Raw genomic sequence first — 16,595 nt, 5'->3', positions numbered from 1 at the left:
ACTGAGATGACCCGCACTTCTGCGCTCGAAGACATCGTTCCGCTCTCGCCGCTCCAGCAGGGCCTGCTGTTTCTCAGCACGGTCGCCGCACCCGACGACGGGGACGGAATGGGGAGTGCGGAACCCGATGTGTACACGGTGCAATCGGTGATCCGGCTGGACGGACCGGTGGACGACGACCGGATGCGGGTCTCCGCGCAGGCACTCCTCGATCGTCACGCGGTGATGCGCACGTGCTTCCGGCCACGCAAGGACGGGCGCCACGCGGGGCTCGTGGTCCGGGCGGTGGAGGTGCCCTGGCGGACTGTCGACCTCACGGAGTACGACTCGGCCGAGCAGGAACGGCGGATCGCCGAGCTGCTGGACGACGACCTGCGCACCTGGTTCGATCTCGCCCAGCCGCCGCTGGTCCGCTGGCTGTTCGTCCGACTCGCCCCCGGCACCGTTCGGCTCGTCTTCACGGCGCACCACATCGTGGTCGACGGCTGGTCCACCCCGATCCTGGTCCGGGAACTGCTCGAGATCTACGCGGCGGGCGGCACCACGAACGGCCTTCCCGCCGTGCGGAAGTACAGCGACTACCTCGCCTGGCTCGGGCGACAGGACCACGACCGCGCCCGGGCACTGTGGCAGGAAACCCTGTCGGGCCTGGTCGAACCGTGCCTGCTGACCCCGCCGGGCTCGACGCGCGTCACCACCGACTCCCGGGCCGTCGAACTCGACGTCCCGGCCGAGCTCGGCGACTCGCTCGCGGAACTCGCCCGCACGAGCGGGGTCACCCTGAACACCGTTCTGCAGACGGGCTGGGCACTGCTGCTGTCCGGGCTGCTCGGCCGCGACGACGTGGTGTTCGGTGCCACCGTCTCCGGACGTCCGCCCGAGTTGGCGGGAGTCGAATCGATGGTCGGGCTGTTCATCAACACCGTGCCCGTGCGGGTGCGCCTCGACGCCGCCGAAACGGTGCGCGACCTGCTGCAACGAGTGCAGCAGGGACAGGCCCGCACCCTCGACCACCAGTACGTCGGACTCTCGGACATCCAGCGCGACACCGGACTCGGTGAGCTGTCCGACACGCTGACCATCTTCGAGAGCTACCCCGTCGACCGGGACGCCCTCGAGCGGGCCCAGCGTGACGGCGGCGTGACCATCGCCGGTGTCGACGGCCACGACGGCACCAACTATCCGCTGGTCCTCACCGCGGGTGTCGCCGAGACGCTGAAACTGATCGTGGACTACCGGCCGACGCTGTTCAGCGACGCCGACGCCGAACGGATCGGCGCACGGCTGCTGCACATTCTGGAGGCCCTCGCCGCCGGTGGCAGTGCACGCGCCGCATCCATCGCGGCGCTGACGATCACCGAGCGTGACCTCGTCCTCGGCGAATGGGCGGTGGCGAAACCCGCTGTCGAATCCGGTTTCCCGACCGTCGCCGACCTGCTGTCCGAGCAGATGTCGCGCACCCCGCACGACACGGCCGTCGTGCACGGCGACACCTCCCTGTCCTTCGCCGATCTGGCGTCGGAATCCGCGCGCCTCGCGCGTCTGCTGATCGCCGCGGGTGTCGGACCCGAGTCGAGAGTGGGCCTGGCGCTGCCGCGGTCCGCCGAGACGGTCGTCGCGATCGCCGCGGTCCTCACCGCCGGCGGCGCGTACGTGCCGCTCGACCCGTCGTACCCGGTGGACCGGCTCGCACACATGGTGTCCGACTCGGCCCCGACCGTCGTGGTGACCACGGAGGCCGTGTCGCAGCGGCTCGCTGCGGTTCTGGACGGCGTTCGCGTCGTGAAACTCGACGCCCCGGAGATCGCCGCGGAACTCGCCGCGCTGCCTGCCGGCCCCGTGACCGACGCCGAACGTCGCACCCGGCTGCACACCGACAACGCGGCCTACGTCATCTACACGTCGGGTTCGACGGGACTACCCAAGGGCGTCACCGTCAGCCATGCGAATCTGCTCGATCTGCACGGCGCGCAGCGTGCGACGACGATGCAGCCGGCCACCGACCGCACCCCGTCCGACGACCCGTGGCGGGTGCTGCTGACCTACCCGTTCGCGTTCGACTCGTCCGTGGCTGCGCTGACGTGGCTGTTCGAGGGACACGCCCTCCACATCCTCCCGGAGGAGCGGCGATCGGACACCGCGTTCGTCGTCGATTACGTGCGGACGCACCGCATCGACTACGTCGACAGCGTGCCCGTTCTGATGAATCAGCTTCTCGACGAAGGACTTCTCGATCCGTCGGCTGCCCACCGGCCCGCGAAGGTCACGGTCGGCGGCGAGGCGGTCACCCCCGCGCTGTGGGAGAGGCTGGCGGGCACCGGCGGTGTCGAGGCATACAACTTCTACGGGCCCACCGAATGCACCGTCGACGCGGCGTTCGCCCGGATCTCCGGTGCGACCGTGGCCATCGGCGGCCCGACGCCGGGGACGTCGGCATACGTGCTCGACGGGTGGCTGCGCCCCGTCCCTCCCGGAGTCGCCGGTGAGCTGTACGTGGCGGGGGCCGGCGTGGCCCGCGGGTATCTCGGCAGGCCCGACCTGACGTCGGGACGGTTCGTTCCCGACCCGTTCAGCGCCCCGGGACAGCGCATGTACCGCACGGGCGACGTGGTGCGGTGGACCGGATGCGGGGTGCTCGAGTACGTGGGCCGCGGCGACGATCAGGTGAAGATCCGTGGTTTCCGAGTGGAACTCGGTGAGGTGGAGTCGGCACTCGCGGCCGTCGCCGGGGTGCGGGACGCCGTGGTGGTCGCGCACACCGACGATCGGGAGATGCGCCGCCTCGTCGGCTACGTCACCGTCGACGGGACGCCGTCGCCGTCGGATGTGCGGTCCGCGGCCGGTGAACGGCTCCCGGACTACATGATTCCCGCCGTCGTGATGGTCCTGGATTCGCTTCCCGTGACCGCGAACGGCAAGGTGGACCGGAAGGCTCTGCCGGAGCCGGACTTCGGTGCGCTGGCCGGTTCGGGAGAACCCCGTACCGACACCGAGGCCGCCCTGTGCGCGGTGTTCGCGGAGGTGCTCGGACTCGATCGGGTGGGGGTCGAGGACGACTTCTTCGCTCTCGGTGGCGATTCCATCGTGTCCATCCAACTCGTGTCGCGGGCGCGCCGCGACGACATCCGGGTGACGGCGCGGCAGGTCTTCGAGCTGCGGACGGCCGAGCGGCTCGCCGCGGCGGTGGACACCGAGTCGGGCGCCGAGAACCCGGACACGGTCGAGGTACCCGCCGAGGGCGACGTGCCGGTGACACCGATCGTGTGGGAGGCCCTGCATCAGGGCGGCGATCTGGACCGCTTCGCGCAGGCCCGCATGCTGCTCGCGCCGGTCGGGCTGACCGAGCCCGTCCTGGCCGGTGCCTTGCGGGCGCTTCTCGCGACGCACCCGCTGCTGCGGTCGCGGTTCGCCGTATCGGACGGGAAACCGCGGTGGACGGTACCGGATTCGGTCGATGAGGGGCTGAATCCGGTACGCCGCGTCATGGTGCCGGATGCCGACCCCGATGCGTGGCAGGCGGTGTTCGAGGCCGAGCGGGAGCGGGCCTACGCGGCCCTGGACCCGGCGGCCGGTGTGATGCTGCAGGTGGTGTTCTTCGACTTCGGACCCGGCACGCCGGGCCGGGTCTTCGCCGCCGTCCATCACCTGGTGGTCGACGGGGTGTCGTGGCGGATTCTGGTGCCGGACCTCGCGTCGGCGGTCGAGCAGATCGGGGCGGGCCGTCCGGTGGCGCTCGAACCCGCCGGGACGTCGTTCCGCGGATGGGCAACGGGACTCGTCGAAGCGGCGGCATCGGACCGGGTCACGGCCGGCTGGCCGGTATGGGAGGCCGCGGTGAACGCCGGCGAACCCGCGCTCGGGCGCCGGCCGCTCGACCGTGACCGCGACACCGTCGCGTCCGCCCGGTCGGTCGAGGTGCACGTCCCCGCGGACGTGACCGCGCAGGTGCTCACCACCGTCCCGGCCGCGTTCCGCGCCGGGGTCAACGACGTTCTGCTCACCGCACTGGCCGTGGCGGTGGCGTCCGTGCGCGGAGGAACGCTCGTGCGGGTGGATCTCGAGGGGCACGGCCGCGAGGAACAGGTCGTGCCGGGTGCGGACATCTCGCGCACCGTCGGCTGGTTCACCTCGCTGTACCCGGTGGTGCTCGACCTGCAGTCCCTCGACCTGAGCGACGTCCTCGCGGGCGGGCAGGCCGCGGGACTCGCCCTCCGCCGGGTGAAGGAATCCCTGCGAGCCGTGCCGGACAACGGCATCGGATTCGGGTTGCTGTCCCGGCTCAACGCGGACTACGCCCCCCGGTTCGACGGCTATCGGCCGCCGTCCGTGATGTTCAACTACCTCGGTCGAATGACACTGGGGGAGAACACCGACGGCGCCTGGTCCGGCGCTCCCGAGGCGGATGCGCTCGGCGGCACCGTCGACCCGGGAACCCCCCTCGACCACGTACTCGACGTCAATGCGATCACCGAGGACACCGCGGACGGTCCCGTCCTCAGCTGTGTGTTCACGGCCGCGGACGGCGTGCTGGACGCCGGCGACGCCACCCGCATCGCCGACGTCTGGGTCGACGCGCTCACCGCGCTCGCCCGGCATGCCGGGAACCAGGAAGCGGGCGGGCTGTCCCCGTCCGACCTCACCCACGACACCCTGCCGCTCACCGAACTCGTCGCCCTCGAACACGAGGCGCGGGACACCGCCGGCGCGACACTCGAGGACGTCGTCCCGCTGACCCCGCTGCAGCAGGGCATGTTCTTCCTGTCCGGACTCGACACCACCGGTGTGGACGTCTACACGATGCGCACCGTCCTGGACATCGAGGGCGCGCTCGACACCGCGGTGCTACGCCGGTCGGCGGAGGCGCTCGTGGAACGGCACGCCAATCTGCGCACCGGATTCCGGATCAGCGAAGCCGGTGAACCGATCGGTGTCGTCCTGCGCGAGGCGATCCTGCCCTGGCAGGAGACGGACCTGCACCGGCTGCCCGCGGACGACGCCGCCGCCGAGTGGTCCGCCCTGCTCGACGAGGACCGGAACCGGCGTTTCGATCCGGGCACGGCGCCGCTCTTGCGCTTCACGCTCGTCCGGGTGGGGGAGAGCCGGTACCGGCTGGTCTTCACCGCCCACCATCTACTGCTCGACGGGTGGTCGACGCCCCTGCTGATCCAGGAGTTGATCCAGCTCTACGGTGCGGCGGCCGACCCGTCGGTCCTGCGGCCGGTCCGCCCCTACTCCGACTACCTGACGTGGCTGAAGGCCCAGGACACCGAGCGCGGCCTCGCGGTGTGGACGGAAGCCCTCGCCGGGGTCGAGGAACCCACACTGCTGGCCGCGGCCGGATCGTCCCTCGACCCGCAGATCCCCGGTGAGATCACCGTTTCCGTGCCGGAGGGGCTGTCGGGTGAGCTGCTCGAACTCAGCCGAAGCCTCGGCATCACCGTCAACACCGCGGTGCAGGCTGCATGGGGTCTACTGCTCGGTTCGGTGCTGAACCGCCCAGATGTGGTGTTCGGCGCCATCGTCTCGGGTCGGGTGCCGGACGTGCCCGGGATCGAGTCGATGGTCGGGTTGTTCATCAACACGGTGCCGGTGCGAGTCGGCGTCCGCCCGCAGGAGACGGTCGACGAGTTCCTGCGGCGGGTGCAGGGCGAGCAGAACCGCGTGATGGACCACCAGTACGTAGGCCTGTCCGACATCCAGCGCGGTGTCGGCATCGGCGAGATGTTCGACAGTCTCATCGTGTTCGAGAGCTACCCGGTGGACACCGAGGCGCTGGAGGCAGCGCAGCGATCCGGCGGGATCCGGGTGTCCCACTCGGAAGGGCAGGACGCCACCAACTTCCCGCTCGTTCTCGTCGCCGGGCTCGAAGGCGAACTCGATCTGATGCTGGAGTACCAGCCCGCCCTGTTCACGAACGCCGAGGCAACCCGGCTGGGTGAACGGCTGGTCCGCATTCTCCAACAGCTCGTCGCGAACCGGACACTGCCGACCGCGCGCATCGACATGCTGTCGCAGGACGAGCGCGCGCAGGTGCTCGGCGAGTGGGCGACCACGGAACCCGCTGCCCCGTCCGGGGTCCCGACCGTCGCGGAACTGTTCGCCGCGCAGGTCGACCGCACACCGGACACGACCGCGGTGGTCTGCGGCAACGACACGCTGACGTTCGCGGACCTCGGCACGCGGGCAGCGCGACTCGCACGACTGCTGATCGACGCCGGCGTGGGTCCGGAGTCGAAGGTGGGGCTGGCACTGCCACGGACGAGCGACATGGTCGTGGCCATCTTCGCCGTCATGTCCGCGGGCGGCGCGTACGTGCCGATGGATCCCGCATACCCGGCGGACCGCCTCGCGCACATGGTGTCGGACTCGCAGCCCACCGTGGTCCTGAGCACCGCGGCCGTTTCCGGGGTACTCGGCGCGATCCTGTCGGGCTCCGGGGCGAGCCTGGTGGTGCTCGACGACCCGTCCGTGCAGGGGCGCCTCGCCGTGCTGCCGGGCACTCCTGTCACGGATACCGATCGGCGCGCACCGCTGCGCGGCGCCAACACCGTGTACGTGATCTACACGTCCGGGTCCACCGGTGTGCCGAAGGGCGTGTCGATCACTCATGCCAACCTGCTCAACCTCTTCCACAGCCACCGGCAATCCCTGTACTTGCCGACGGTGGCCGCAACCGGTCGCGACACCATCGGTGTCGGTCACGCGTGGTCGTTCAGCTTCGACGCCTCCTGGCAGCCGACGCTGTGGCTCCTCGACGGTCACACCGTGCACGTGTTCGACGAGGAGACCATGCGTGACACGGACCTGATGGTCCGCGAGGTGACCGAGCGCCGCCTCGACTTCCTCGAGGTCACACCGTCGTTCCTCGACCGGATGGTGGCCGCCGGACTCTACGAGCACGAACACGCGCCGGCCACCGTCGGATTCGGCGGTGAGGCGGTCAACCCGGCACTCTGGAGGACACTGCGCGATGTCGCGGACGGCCGGGCGTTCAACCTGTACGGACCCACCGAGTGCACCGTCGACGCGCTGATCGCGAAGGCCGCCGACACCGAGGAGCCGCTGCTCGGGCGGCCCGTGCACGGTGGCACGGCCTATGTTCTGGACCGCCTGCTGCGACCGGTGCCCGCCGGCGTCGCCGGCGAGCTCTACCTCGCCGGCGACGGTGTGGCCCGCGGCTACCTCGGCAGGCCGGATCTGACGTCGGGCCGGTTCGTGCCCGACCCGTTCGGCGTTACGGGAGAGCGCATGTACCGCACGGGTGACGTGGTGCGCTGGGCGACGACCGGCTCCGGTCTCGAATACGTCGGGCGCGCAGACGATCAGGTGAAGATCCGCGGGTTCCGGGTCGAACTCGGTGAGGTCGAATCGGCCCTCGCCGCAGTAGAAGGTGTCCGCGACGCCGTCGCGGTCGCGCACACCGATGATCGGGGGGTGCGTCGTCTCGTCGGCTACGTGACCGTCGACGGCGCGCTCGACCCGTCCGTGGTGCGGTCCGTGGTCGCGGAGCGTCTGCCCGACTACATGGTGCCCGCGGCGATCGTGGTGGTCGGGGCGTTCCCCGTCACCGCCAACGGCAAGGTGGACCGGAAGGCGCTGCCGGAACCGGACTTCGGCAGCCTCGTCGGTTCGGGTGAGCCGCGGAACGAGACGGAGGCGACGCTGTGCGCGGTGTTCGCGGACGTGCTCGGGCTCGACCGGGTGGGCGTCGAGGACGACTTCTTCGCTCTCGGTGGTGATTCCATCGTGTCGATCCAGCTGGTGTCCCGGCTGCGGACCGCCGGCCTGCAGGTCAGTGCCCGGCAGGTCTTCGAACTCCGCACGGCCGCGGGACTCGCCGCGCTCGACGGCATCGCGGAGGTGCCGTCAACGACGGTCGGATCCGCGGAGGCGGACGCCGTCGGCGACGTCCCGCTCACCCCGATCGTCTGGGAACCGCTCGAATGGGGTGGCGACATCAGCCGCTTCTCCCAGGCCCGGCTGCTGGTGGCACCGCTCGGCCTGGACGTGCCGGTGCTCGAACAGGCCGTCGAGGGGCTGCTCCGGACGCATCACCTGCTGCGGTCGCGGTTCGTGGTCGCCGAGGGCGCTCCGGAATGGGTGGTGCCGGAGACGGTCGGTGCGGTCGCACCGCTCGTTCGGCGGGTCGATGCGTCGGCATTGCCCGCGGACGGGTGGCAGGCACTGTTCTCGGCCGAACGCGAGCGGGCCTACGCGGCGCTGGACCCGGCGGCCGGTGTGATGCTGCAGGTGGTGTTCTTCGACTTCGGACCCGGCACGCGAGGACGAGTCTTCGTGGCCGTGCACCACCTGGTGGTCGACGGGGTGTCGTGGCGGATCCTGGTGCCGGATCTCGCTCTGGCCGTCTCGCAGGCCACCGCCGGGGAACAGGTGTCGCTGGACCCGGCCGGAACATCGTTCCGGGCCTGGGCCGCCGGGCTCGCGGAGGCCGCGACCACCGGGAGAATCACCGCGGGGTGGTCGCACTGGCAGAGTGCGGTCGACACGGACGAGCCGCAACTCGGCGTGCGCCCGCTCGATCCCGCACTCGACACGGTGTCGTCCACCTGCTCGATCTCCGTGCGCGTGCCGACGGACGTCACCGAACGGGTCCTCGCGGCGGGAGCCGCCAACGACGTCCTGCTGACGGCGCTGGCCCTGGCGGTGGCGTCCGAGCGCGGCGGCGACGTCGTCCGCGTCGACCTGGAGGGGCACGGACGCGAGGAGCAGGTGGTGCCGGGCGCCGACATCTCCCGCACCATCGGCTGGTTCACGTCGATGTTCCCGGTCGCACTCGACCTGGGCGGGATCGACGTCGCCGACGCACTCGCCGGTGGATCCGCGGCCGCCGGCGCACTCGACCAGGTCGGCCGGTCGCTGCGGTCGGTGCCGGACAACGGAATCGGCTTCGGTCTGCTCCGACGTCTCAACCCGGAGTTCGCTTCTCGCTTCGACGGATACCGGACACCGGCGGTCGTCTTCAACTATCTGGGCCGCATGACGCTCGGTGAGTCCGCCGGTTCGGCGTGGTCGGGGGCACCCGAAGGTGTGGCGCTCGGCGGCTCGGTGGACCCCGCCACCCCTCTCGATCACGTGCTGCACGTGGACGCGATCACCGAGGACACCGAGGACGGCCCGGTGCTGGACTGCGAATTCGCGGCAGCGGACGGTGTTCTCACCGCGGAATCCACCCGCGTCCTCGCGGACCGGTGGGTGCAGGCCGTGACCGCGCTGGTCGCGGTCTCGTCGGAAATGAAGTAACCGAAAATCATTCAGGTAGTCGACAAGGGAGATGGCATGACCGACAACAACGGAACGCTCGACCGGGCACAGATCTTCGCCGACACGGCGCGCGTCCTGGACGTCGAGTTGGACGAACTGGTGGCCGACGTGAGCCTGGTCGATCAGGGGCTCGACTCGGTGCGGCTGATGGCGCTCGTCGAGGAGTGGCGCAGTGCCGGAGCGGATGTCGACTTCGTGACGCTGGCCAGCACACCGGTGCTCGACAACTGGGTCGACGAGCTCGTGGCGAAGTGACCCGGGGCTCGATCACCGTGCAGCTCCTCGACAAACTGGTCATCGACATCGACCCGCTGCGGACCAGCCGCGAGTTCCGGTACATCTTCGTCGCCCGGGTGGTGTCGATCTTCGGGCTCGGCTTCCTCGTGGTGGCGATCCCCCTGCAGATGTACGACCTCACCCGCTCGACCGCGCACGTCGCGGCCGTCGCAACGGTGCTGGGCCTCACCACGTTCGGCGCCACGTTCGTCGGCGGCGCACTGGCCGACCGGTGTGATCGCCGTCGTGTCATCGCGATCGCCCGCGGCTCGGCCGGTGTGTTCTTCGCCGTGCTGGCCGTCAACGCGTTCCTTCCCGAACCGCAGGTGTGGGTGATCTACCTCTGCGCCGTCGTGGACGGGGCGTGTGGCGGCATTTCGGCGACGGCCCTGATGGCTGTGACCCCCAGCCTCATTCCGCGGGACAAGCTGGCCGCGGCAGGGGCACTGATGGCCTTGACCGCCGACCTCGGGTCGATGATCGGTCCCGCGCTCGGTGGCGTCGTGATCGCCCTCGGCGGGGTGGGTGCCAATTACACGCTCGCGGCGATCACCACAGCGGTCACGACGTTCTGCATCACCCGGCTGCCCTCGCTCCCACCACCCACCGAGGTGTCCGAGTCGCCGTTGCGTTCGGTGGCCGGGGGATTCCGGTTCGCGATCGGTGACCGGGTGATCGGCGGATTGCTGCTCGCCGGATTCGTGTCCATGCTGCTCGCCGGCTGGGCGGTCCTCATTCCCGAGTACGCCAGTGAGGTGCTCGGAGTCGGCCCCTCGGCCGTGGGTCTGCTGTACGCGGCGCCCGCGATCGGTGCGGTCGTCGGTTCGCTCACCAGCGGTTGGACGGGGACGGTGCGACGCTCCGGACTCGTCGTGTTCCTCGCGATGCTGATCTCCGCGGCGGGTCTGGTGGGGGCAGGCGCCATGGGGTCGGTGATCGTCGCGGTGCTCGGACTCCTCGCGCACGGCTTCGGCGAAGCGGTGGCCGACATCCTCCGCTTCGCGACGGTCCAGAAATACACGCCGGACGACTATCACGGGCGCATCGCCGGGGTGTGGACTGCGCAGGTCACCGCCGGTGCGTCGGTCGGCGCGTTCGTGGCGGGGGTGGTCGCGGCCGTGGTCCCGGTGCACCTGGCGCTGACCGTGTACGGAGCCACCGGGTTGGTGGCGACGGTGCTGCTCTGGGCGATTCTCCCGACCCTGCGCCGGCTGGACGAAAGCCGGACACCGACGCCCGTGGCCTAACATCGCATGCACACGTGGCATGGAGGGCAGGCACTGCAATGACCGAACGCAGGTTCTCGCTCGATCAGCGGATCGTCGCCGCCCTCCAGGTCGACGGGCGGTGTTCCTGGAGCCGCATCGCCCAGGCGCTCGGCGAACCCGAGCGGAACGTGACCCGGCACGGCATCGCGCTCCTCGAGTCCGGCCGGGTGGCCGTCACCGCGGTCGCGAACAGCGGCGGCACCGCGATCGTCCGCCTCCAGTGCTCCCCGGGAACGGTGCGGGTGGCAGCGAGCGCCCTCGCTCAGCGCAGCGACTGCATCTTCGTGTACATCCTCACCGGCACCGCCGACTGTGTGGCCGAAATACACGTGTCCCGGGACCGCCTCCCGAAGCTCGTCATGGACGAACTGCCCGCGACGATGGGCGTCGTCCGGAGCTGGACCGACCCCGTGCTGCGGTACTTCCGCACGGTCCGCGAATGGGAGGCCGGGGTGCTGACCCCCGCCGAGAAGGAGGCGATCGGCGGGGTGGCCCCTCTGGCGAACTTCCTCACGGATCTGGAACGCGGCACCCGGGATCCCGTCGACCGGACGATCATCCGCGAACTGATGCAGAACGGGCGGGTGGGCACCACGGCGCTCGCCCGGACCGCGGGTGTGTCCGAGGCGACGGCGCGGCGACGCGTCCAGTCGTTGCTCACCGAGGGTGCGATCAGTCTCCGGGTGGTGGTGGATCCGGCACTGTTCGGGCTGCGTGCCGAGGCGATGCTGTTCATCAAGACCCAGCGCAACCGGATCGAACCGCTCGTGCGGGGGATGCTCGAGATGCCGTACGTGCGGTACGCCGCCGGCACGGCGGGCGAGTACCAGGTGGTCGCCAACATCGCCGCGCCGGACGAGTCGGTGCTCTACGACTACATCACCACCGCACCGTGGGTGGCGGACGCGCTGGCGCTGGAAACCAACATGGTGGTGCAGGCGGTCAAACGCAGTGGCCGGGCAATGTGACGGATTTCGACATCGGACGGTCCCTCAGGCGCACCTGATTGCGATCTCCGACAGGCTGGTGGCCGATTTCGCCGAACCTCGTCCAGCGGTTGAGTGCTGTGATCCGCACCACGCATGCTTCCTCTACTCCCTGGATGGAAGAAGGAACAGCATGCAACGAGACGCCATTCTCGGGGCGATCGAGGATTCGCCGCAGCGCCGCTGGCTGCTGCTCGTCCCGGTCGCCCCGGTGCTCGCACTCGTCACCGCCGTGTGGCTGCCGTTTGTGAATACGGCCGATCTGTGGCTGGGGATGCCCCGGCTGCTCGTGTGGTGCTCGGCCTGGGTGCTCCTGCTGCTGCCCGCGCTGGCGGCGGTGGAGTTCGGCCTCGTCCGGCCGCACGAGGAGGCGACCCTATGACGAACTCAGCTCTGTGGATCACCCTGGCCGGGATGATCGGATTGGCCGTGATCGCCGTCGGTGGACGCCGGAAACGCGCTCAGAACCTGAGCGAGTGGACGGTCGGCAAGCGAAACTTCGGTGTGGTCACCAGTTTCTTCCTGCAGGCCGGCGAATCGTTCACCACGTTCACGTTCCTCGGGGTCGCCGGTATCGCGTTCACCGCGGGTATCGGTGCCACCTACGCCATCCCGTACATCCCGCTCGGCTACGTGGCCCTGTATTTCATCGGACCGCGGATCTGGAAGCTCAGCAAGGACCGCGGCTACATCACCCAGGCGGACTTCTTCGCGGACCGGTACCGCAGCCCGCTCCTCGGCCGGCTCGTCGCCCTGTGCGGCATCATCTTCCTGCTGCCGTACCTGCAGTTGCAGATCACCGGCCTCGGGCTGATCGTCCGTCTCGTCACGGGCAGCGCGAGTTCGGGCACGCTGAGCATGATCGTCGCGACCGTCCTCGTCGTCGGGTTCGTGCTGTGGGCCGGCATCCACGGCCTGGCCCGCACGGCCTATGTCAAGGACGTGCTGATCCTGCTCGCCGTCGTGGCGCTGTCCATCGTGATCCCGTTGCATTTCGCCGGTGGCATCGGCGACGTGTTCGGCCAGATCGCCCAGACCCACAGCGAGATGCTGACCGTGAACCCCGGCGACTACGACAAGGTCTGGTGGACCACCAGCCTGCTGATCTCCGCGATCGGCTGCGGGTTCCTCACCACCCCGCACCTCTGGCCGCCGCTGCTGGCCGCCAAGAACGGTCGAGTGATCCGCTCCAACAACACTTTTCTGCCGATGTACCAGGTGGTGATGATTCTCCCGATCATGCTGGGCTTCGTCGGGATCCTCGCCCTGAATCCCAACACCAGCAGTAACGCCGTCCTGCTCACGCTGGCCGGGGGAGCCCTGCCGAACTGGGCGCTCGGACTGATCGCGATCGCCGCCGCGTCCGCCGCGATGCTGCCCGCCGGCGCCATCTGCATCGGCATCTCGACACTGGCTTCGCACAACCTGGTGAAGATCGAGAGCGAGCGCACGAAGCTCCGGTTCAACCACCTGGTCGTGATCGCGGCTGCCACCATGGCTCTCGTACTCGGCCTGACGCGCCCCGATCTGCTCGCCAACCTGCTGCTGCTCACGTTCGGTGGTCTCAGCCAGCTCGCCCCGGGACTGGCGCTGGCGCTGCCCGAGAAGCCGTTGCTCGCGAAGCAATCCGTGTTCGCCGGTCTCGTCGCGGGAATGCTCACCGTCATCGTGATGACCGTCTTCGAACTGAACCTCGCCAACATCGACGCCGGCATCTGCGGACTGGTCCTCAACCTCGCGGTGATCGCCGTCGTGGAGGCCGTCGTCCGCACCACTCGTCCTCGCACCCCGACCGCCGCGTCGTCGGAGGACCTTTCCGCCGCCACCCCGATCCTGGAGACCTCGAAATGACCATCGATCACTACTCGACCGCGCGAGAGATGCTCGCCGCACTCCGTAGCAAGGACATCTCGGCCCGCGAGTTGCTCGACCTGCACACGGACCGGATCGCGCAGGTGAATCCGACGGTCAACGCGCTCGTCAGCCTCGACCTGGACCGCGCGCACGCCACCGCTGCCGCCGCCGACGCACAGACGGCCGCCGGGACCCCGGTGGGACCGTTGCACGGACTGCCGTTCGCGTTCAAGGACACTCACGACGTTGCCGGATTCCCCACGGTGGCGGGCTCACCGCTCCTCGTCGACAACGTGCCCGAGACCAGTGAGCTGATCGCCGAACGCGTCACCGCGGCGGGCGCCGTCACGATCGGCAAGACCAACGTCCCCGAGTTCGCCGCCGGCTCGCACACGTTCAACCCCGTCTTCGGGACCACCACCAACCCGTACGACCCCACCAAGAGCGCGGGTGGCTCGAGCGGCGGCGCCGCGTCCGCGCTCGGTGCGGGACTCGTCGCGCTCGCCGACGGCAGCGACATGGGCGGTTCGCTGCGCAACCCGGCGTCGTTCTGCAACGTCGTCGGATTGCGCCCCACACCGGGCCGTGTTCCGTGCTGGCCGAACAGCGCGCCCTGGGACGCACTCGTGACGCAGGGACCGATGGCCCGGAACGTCGACGACCTGGAACTGCTGCTGTCGGTGATCTCCGGACCCGACGCGCGAATCCGCAGCTCGCTCAGCGCCGACGCCCTCGCGCCGCGCCTCGGCGTCGCCGGCCTGCAGGGTCTGCGTGTCGCGGTGTCCGCGGACCTGAACGGCATCTTCCCCGTGGACGCGCCGGTCCGCGAGATCCACGACCGGCAGTCGTCGATCTTCGCCGCCGCGGGTGCGGTGGTGGCCGAGGACGCACCGTCGATTCCCGACGCCGAGTGGGTGTTCCGCACCCTGCGGGCATGGCGGTTCAAGATCGACCTCGGCGACCGCGCCGACGCCACCCCCGAACTGCTGAAGCCATCGCTGCTCGACAACATCCGGCAGGCAGACCGGCTCTCCGCCGACGACATCGCGAAAGCCATGGTGACGCAGGCGGATATCCAGAATCGTGCCGTCGACTTCTTCACCGACCACGACATCCTGGTGATGCCCGTGTCTCAGGTGCTCCCGTTCGACGCCGAACTCGAGTACCCGGCAGCGGTCGACGGTCGCCGCTGCGACGACTACCTCGACTGGATGACGTCGGCGTTGACCGTGACGGTGCTGGGTTGCCCGTCGATCTCCGTTCCCGCCGGGTTCAGCGCCGACGGTCTGCCGGTCGGCGTGCAGATCGTCGCGGCCCCGGGGAACGACCTGTTCCTGCTCGACGTGGCGCGGGCCTACGAGCAGCTCAACCCCGTCGGAGCGACGCGGCCGCACCTGCTCGACGGGGCAGCGCACGTCTAACTCTGCGTGAAGTCGTCCTCGCCGATCCGGTGGACGTGGATGAGGTTGGTGGATCCGACGGTGTGCGGGGGTGAGCCGGCGACGATGACGACGAGGTCGCCGCGCCGGTAGCGGCCCAGTCGGAGGAGGGCGGTGTCGACCTGGCGGATCATTTCGTCGGTCGATTCGACCGGGTCGACGAGGAAGGTTTCGGTGCCCCAGGTGAGAGCGAGTTCGTGGCGCACCCGGGGTACCGGGGTGAACGCCAGCAGCGGTAGCGGGGTGTGGAGCCGGGCGAGACGTCGCACGGTGTCCCCGGACTGGGTGAACGCCACGAGCGCGGTGGCGTTCAGCCGTTCGCCGATGTCGCGGGCGGCGAACGAGATCACGCCGCCGTGGGTTCGCGGGATGTGTGTCAGGGCGGGAACGGTGGTGGATTCGTGTTCGACGGCGGAGAGGATCCGCGCCATCGTCGCGACCGTCTCGATCGGGTGGGCGCCGACGGAGGTTTCCCCGGAGAGCATCACCGCGTCCGCGCCGTCGAGGACCGCGTTGGCCACGTCCGACGCCTCCGCCCGGGTGGGCCGGGAATTGTCGATCATCGACTCGAGCATCTGCGTCGCCACGATCACCGGTCGGGCGTTCTCCCGGGCGATCTGCACGATCCGCTTCTGCATCAACGGCACCCGCTCGAGGGGGACCTCGACCCCGAGGTCGCCGCGCGCGACCATGACCGCGTCGAAGGCGCGCACGATCGCCTCGATGTCGTCGACGGCCTCGGGTTTTTCGATCTTCGCGATCACCGGCACCCGCCGGCCGATCCGGTCCATCACCTCGTGGACGCGGTCGATGTCGGTGGGGGAGCGCACGAACGACAGGGCGATCAGGTCCACCCCGAGGCGCAGGGCGAATTCGAGGTCGTCGATGTCCTTGTCGGACAGGGCGGGAACGGAGACGTTCATCCCGGGCAGACACACGCCCTTGTTGTTGCTGATCGGGCCGCCGTCGGTCACCCGGCATACCACGTCGTTGCCGTCGACGTCGATGACGGTCAGCGCGATCTTGCCGTCGTCGACCAGGAGGCGGTCACCGGGCCGCGCGTCCTCGGCGAGCTGGCGGTAGGTGGTCGAGACCCGGTCGTGGGTGCCCTCGCACTCCTCGACGGTGATCCGGACCTGTTCCCCGGCCGCCCACACCGCCGCGCCGTCGGCGAAGCGGCCGAGGCGGATCTTCGGTCCCTGCAGGTCCGCGAGGATTCCCACGGCCCGGCCGGTGCTGCCGGCCGCGGCGCGGACGCGCCGGTAGTTGGCCTCGTGGTCGGTGTGGTCGCCGTGGCTGAAATTCAGGCGGGCGATGTCCATCCCGGTTTCGACGAGGGCGTGGGTGCGTTCGTCGGTGGCGGTGGCAGGGCCGAGCGTGCAGACGATCTTCGCCCTGCGCGGAGACAGCAGTGAAGCCGAGTCGACCTCGGCAGCGAGTGACGAGTGGATGTCGGTGAGAGTCATTGTGGTCCTTCGTTGTGCGGAAAC

General features: G+C 69.8%; 8 protein-coding genes. 7 read left to right on the top strand and 1 reads right to left on the bottom strand.

Annotated features, from left to right (window positions below; translation table 11 throughout):
* The first annotated feature begins 6 nt into the window (after nucleotides 1–6).
* The 7 genes from DTA22_RS25085 to DTA22_RS25055 all read left to right on the top strand — a co-directional run bounded on the left by DTA22_RS25085 (nucleotide 7) and on the right by DTA22_RS25055 (nucleotide 15,087).
* Complete coding sequence (locus DTA22_RS25085; protein WP_112301263.1) at nucleotides 7–9,261, top strand: non-ribosomal peptide synthetase; 9,255 nt, start codon at nucleotides 7–9, stop codon at nucleotides 9,259–9,261.
* Between the two features lie 36 nt (nucleotides 9,262–9,297).
* A complete protein-coding gene (locus DTA22_RS25080) occupies nucleotides 9,298–9,537 on the top strand; it encodes a phosphopantetheine-binding protein (RefSeq protein WP_037230630.1) in 240 nt (79 codons plus the stop codon).
* A 17-nt stretch (nucleotides 9,538–9,554) separates the two neighbouring features.
* Nucleotides 9,555–10,805 carry an enterobactin transporter EntS gene (entS, locus tag DTA22_RS25075; RefSeq protein ID WP_112301355.1) on the top strand — a complete coding sequence of 417 codons (1,251 nt, stop codon included), beginning with the start codon at nucleotides 9,555–9,557 and terminating at the stop codon, nucleotides 10,803–10,805.
* Nucleotides 10,806–10,843: 38 nt separating this feature from the next.
* Nucleotides 10,844–11,794 carry an Lrp/AsnC family transcriptional regulator gene (locus DTA22_RS25070; protein ID WP_037230628.1) on the top strand — a complete coding sequence of 317 codons (951 nt, stop codon included), beginning with the start codon at nucleotides 10,844–10,846 and terminating at the stop codon, nucleotides 11,792–11,794.
* A 151-nt stretch (nucleotides 11,795–11,945) separates the two neighbouring features.
* A complete protein-coding gene (locus DTA22_RS25065; RefSeq protein WP_037230626.1) occupies nucleotides 11,946–12,194 on the top strand; it encodes a hypothetical protein in 249 nt (82 codons plus the stop codon).
* Nucleotides 12,191–13,663 (top strand): sodium:solute symporter family protein, encoded by a 1,473-nt coding sequence (locus tag DTA22_RS25060; protein ID WP_112301262.1) that lies wholly within the window; start codon nucleotides 12,191–12,193, stop codon nucleotides 13,661–13,663. Before DTA22_RS25065 ends, DTA22_RS25060 begins: the two co-directional genes overlap by 4 nt.
* A complete protein-coding gene (locus tag DTA22_RS25055; protein ID WP_112301261.1) occupies nucleotides 13,660–15,087 on the top strand; it encodes an amidase family protein in 1,428 nt (475 codons plus the stop codon). Before DTA22_RS25060 ends, DTA22_RS25055 begins: the two co-directional genes overlap by 4 nt.
* Here DTA22_RS25055 and pyk read toward each other — a convergent pair.
* A complete protein-coding gene (pyk, locus tag DTA22_RS25050) occupies nucleotides 15,084–16,571 on the bottom strand; it encodes a pyruvate kinase (protein ID WP_112301260.1) in 1,488 nt (495 codons plus the stop codon). The two genes, DTA22_RS25055 and pyk, sit on opposite strands and share 4 nt — an antisense overlap.
* Nucleotides 16,572–16,595: the final 24 nt, after the last annotated feature.

The organism is Rhodococcus wratislaviensis, from assembly GCF_900455735.1.
Lineage (GTDB): Bacteria > Actinomycetota > Actinomycetes > Mycobacteriales > Mycobacteriaceae > Rhodococcus_F > Rhodococcus_F wratislaviensis.
Note: the sequence above shows the minus strand (reverse complement) of the source record. Positions and strands in the feature narration are given on the sequence as shown.